The organism is Ideonella sp. P3_A4, assembly GCF_056403075.1.
In genome coordinates, this window is sequence record NZ_JBFUGE010000568.1 from 1 (window position 1) to 3,873 (window position 3,873).

Sequence of the window (3,873 nt, forward strand, 5' to 3'; positions counted from 1 at the left end):
CTGCAGCAGCAGCTGATCGTCCTCGGCCAACACGGCGAGGACGCTGGCGCCGCCCTTTTCGGGTGAGCCCCACCAGGCCGAGGCGCCATCCAGGCTGTCGTCCAGCAGCACCTGAGCCGATGACCGGCCCGGGCGTTGGCCGTCGGCGTAGACGTACGCCGGATCGAGCGTCACGCGCCAAAGCGCACCGTCGCGCTCGGTCCGCAAGACCTTGAAGTCGTAATACTCGGGCGTGGCGGCGAGCTCTTCGCTCACCGCGGCGCGCAGATCGGCGAGGCTCATCGCGATGGGCGGGAAGGCAGGGAAAGGGCGGGACTGTAGCCGCCCGTCACCACCTGAGTGCGCGGAACAGACTTCTATTCGTGCCCACCGGTATAGGCCCCGGCACCCATCAGTCGCAGCGGGGCGATCAGCAGTTTGTGATCGGCCAGGCTCAGCGACGCACGTCCGTTCCGTACTGACTCCACCATCGCTTCCTGCGCTGCGACGTACTGCTCCATCTGCAATCGCATGTCAGGTGGCAGCTTGCCGAGTGCCTCTTGCCGTGCGCGGAGGCTACCCAACAACGGGTACACCGATTCGGCGCTGGCTTGGCCAGTGCGTGCGCCGACGTCGCGGGCGATGGCGCGCCACAACGCGGTGAGATCGGCCACTTCGTCGAGCTGATATTTCACGTGGCGCTGGGTTGGGTCCAGCTCGAACAACCTCAAGCGCGCAATGTCGCGTTCGCCGGGGTCGATGTAGGTCTTGTCGCCCAAGTCGTTCAGCTGCCGCCACGCATTGAGATACAGCGCATCCAGCGCAATGGCGCGACGGAAGAGCACCACCGCATCCTCATAGCGGCCTTGCTCCTTGCGCAGGTAACCCAGCATGTAGGGAGCCTGCGGCTTGTTGGTGTTGCTCTTGAGCAGCCCCGTAAAGACTTCATCCGCCACTGCTTGCGCGCTCGAACCTGCGAAGACACTCTCGCAACCAAAGCAGTGGCTTTCGACGCGACCGAAGCTGTCCGGCATCAACTCAAACGCGCGGCGGTAGTGCTTCAGCGCCTCATCATGAAAGCCCAACTTGCCGAGCTGGACCGCGAGCCGCGATTGAATGCAGTACGCGTCTGAGAACTCTTCCAGCGCCGCACGGTAGCCGGCGAAGGCGCGCTGGTAGAGGCCCAGCTTGTGCAGCTCGTCGGCCTGCTCGGACAATCGGATGGCCCCGACTGCTCGCCGGTAGCCTTGCGCGGACTTGAGGTCACCCTTGCCTTCGAGGGCGTCGGCCAGCACCGCGTACGCGCGCATCCGGTCGTTGACACCTTGCTCACCATCCGAAGGATCGATGGCAATGGCACGCCGCGCGGTGTCTTCGGCTGCCTCGTATTGGCGAGCCCGGTTCAAGGCCGCCGCCTTCCATACCAGCGGCCGCTCCTCAAACGGATCGCTCGCCGCCATGCGATCGAGTTCGGCAATCGCTGATTCGCCCGCGAGTTCGACGAACAGGTGGTAGGCTGGGTCGTGGTTCGGAAGCTGTGCAATCACCGCCCGCGCCGCCGCTGTGGCGCTCGCGGTGTTGCCACCGGCCTTCAACGCGCGCGCGGCCATCACACCGATCGGCGTGCCCATCGAGTCCTTTTCTGCCACCAGTTCACCCAGGTCGCGTGCGGCCCAGATGTCCACCGCGTCCAGCATGCGCCGAACGTCTTCCGGCCGTCCCGCGGCGTCATAGAGACCAACCAGTTCCACCAGCGCGGAACGCTTGATGGGGTTGGCGACAATGGCCTCGAAGCCGCTGAAGCCCGAGGTGTCGCTGTCGCGCGCCAACTCGGCCAACACCAGGGCTTGTGCGGCATCGGCCGAGCCTTGACGGCGCAGCTCCACCAGCAAAGCCCGCACAGCGGTTGTTCGCCATGAATCTCGTGGCGTGGCCGGCAATGCCACGGCCTTCGTGGCGTAGTCGAGCCCCAGCTGCGACCAGTCCGGATGTTTCAGGACTCGGCCAAGCCCCGCCAGGCGGATGGCCGCCATCGCACGCTGCGAAAGCTTGGGATCGTCGCGCGAAGGCGCCGCCGCCAGCAGCGCGCGAAAGCCTGCCACCGCGGCGTCGACCTGATCAGCCCCAAGCAGGGCATCCAGGCGCTTCTCGAGCAGTTCGACGCGAAGGTGAGGCGCCAGGTCGCCTCGCTTCAGCGCTGCATCCAGCAGCGCGATGGCCTCTTCAGAGCGACCAAGAACGCCGGCTTGTTCGAGATAAAAGTCCCACGCAGGCAACTGCGGCTTGCGGCCGAGCAGATCGGCAAGGTAGGCATAGACCGCTGCGTTCTGACCCCGTCGCGCCAACTCGGCCATCGCTTGCTTCGGAACATAGAGCGAGTCACCACGGCGGCTCGCGCGAGCCATCGCCAGTTCTGCTTCGGCGTGGCGCCCCGCAATGACCATGTCCAGAAAGTAGTAGAGGTCAGCCTGGCGGCGCTCGTAGCCGGCTTCGGGATCGGCGTCTTCGGCTGGCGGGGTCTTGGCGGTGTCGGCACGAGGGTCGAAGCGTGCCTGCAAAGCTTCATAGAGTGCGGCTGATCCGATCTCGTCGACCAGGCCCCACTGTGGTTTGCGCAGGCTGCCAACGTCGCGCAGCGCGAGCTTGCGCGCCAATGCCTTGGTCGCCACACCTTCTGGAACATAGAGCGTTGCCGGTTTCTTCAAGGCGTCGGCAAGCAGGGCTTCCGCCCTGGCCGCGCCGAATAGACCTACCAGGTCCGGCACCTCGACGAAGATGTCATAGGGGTGTTTCGCGTGTGCATCGACCGTGGTGCGAAAGCTGTCGGCAATCTGCTCGCGTGAGCCGTACAGCTTGTACGCCAGGGCCCGCGCGTTATTGACGGCAAGCAGCTTGATTTCGCGTTCACCGGGCTCGCCGGACGCGGCAAGGCGCTCGAAGACGGCCAACGACCGCTGAACAGCAGCAGCGTCACGCGTCAACACCTCGGTGAGCAGCCTCAGGCCGAGCGCCGAAACATCGTCAGGGGCCTTCGCGGCGCGCGTGGTGCTCTGTGCGCGGATCAGGGGCCAGGTTTCGGGTGCTGGCAAGGCAGCGAGCAGCGAACGCGGCCCGACCAGCGCCCGTGTCATTGCGTCGTAAGCCTCGTAGTCGTTGGTTGCGCGTCTCGCGTCCATGGCGAGTGCCCGGTCCCATAGCGACAGCCATTCGGTGGCAGCGACCGACGCTGACAGTCGGGCCGATCGCGAGCGAAAGGCCACGATGTCCTTCATCAGCGTGGCAGCGGGACTGACCCCTTTGGCCTCGCTGGTGTCGCGCTTGCCGACTTGTGCGAGCACCGAATCGACTGGCTGCAGATCGGCGGCATGCGTGCTCGCTGCGATTGCGAGGCCGAAAACCATCGCAATGGCGATGCGCTTGTGACGAGAAACCACGGGCTGACTCCCTCAGTTGATGATCCCGACCAAGCTGACAGTCGGCGTGACCGGGTGACTCCCCGGTTCTCACGACTGCGATGGTAGATGAGAGTCTGAGAGAGGTTCGCGTCCGCAAAGAGGGAGGGAGCAAGGTGCTTGCTGCGCCCGGGGGAAGAGGTACCGGGGAGCGGCTTCCATGAGCCCGCTCCCGGCTGGTTTCAGCCAATGCGCTGGCGGCGCACCTCAGTACTGCAACACCCCCGATACCGCAAAGTGGTCCGACAGGTCGTGATCCATCCACAGTGAAGGGTTCAGGCTGCGGTAGATGCGCACGGTGTTGTCGTTTCCGCGCGGTGAGCGGTGCTGCCCGTCTGCCAGCACATAGTCAAGGTACTCGCGCCCGCCGGAGCCGAGTGCGTTGACTGTCGAGTCGTAGGTGTACGCGTAGCCGATGTAGCGCGGCTCGGCGGCGTGCAGC

The 3,873-nt window shown here is 65.3% G+C and carries 2 protein-coding genes and 1 pseudogene; all 3 read right to left on the minus strand.

All coding sequences use genetic code 11. From position 1 onward, the window contains the following. Positions 1-282, minus strand: a pseudogene (locus tag AC1DYI_RS29035) (DEAD/DEAH box helicase); the annotation flags it as partial. A gap of 74 nt (positions 283-356) precedes the next feature. Continuing rightward, positions 357-3,413, minus strand: coding sequence for a hypothetical protein (locus AC1DYI_RS29040; protein WP_477207592.1), 3,057 nt, complete (start codon positions 3,411-3,413; stop codon positions 357-359). 225 nt (positions 3,414-3,638) lie between these two features. Further along, the coding region (locus AC1DYI_RS29045) for a hypothetical protein (protein WP_477207593.1) at positions 3,639-3,873 on the minus strand (235 nt) is incomplete at its 5' end.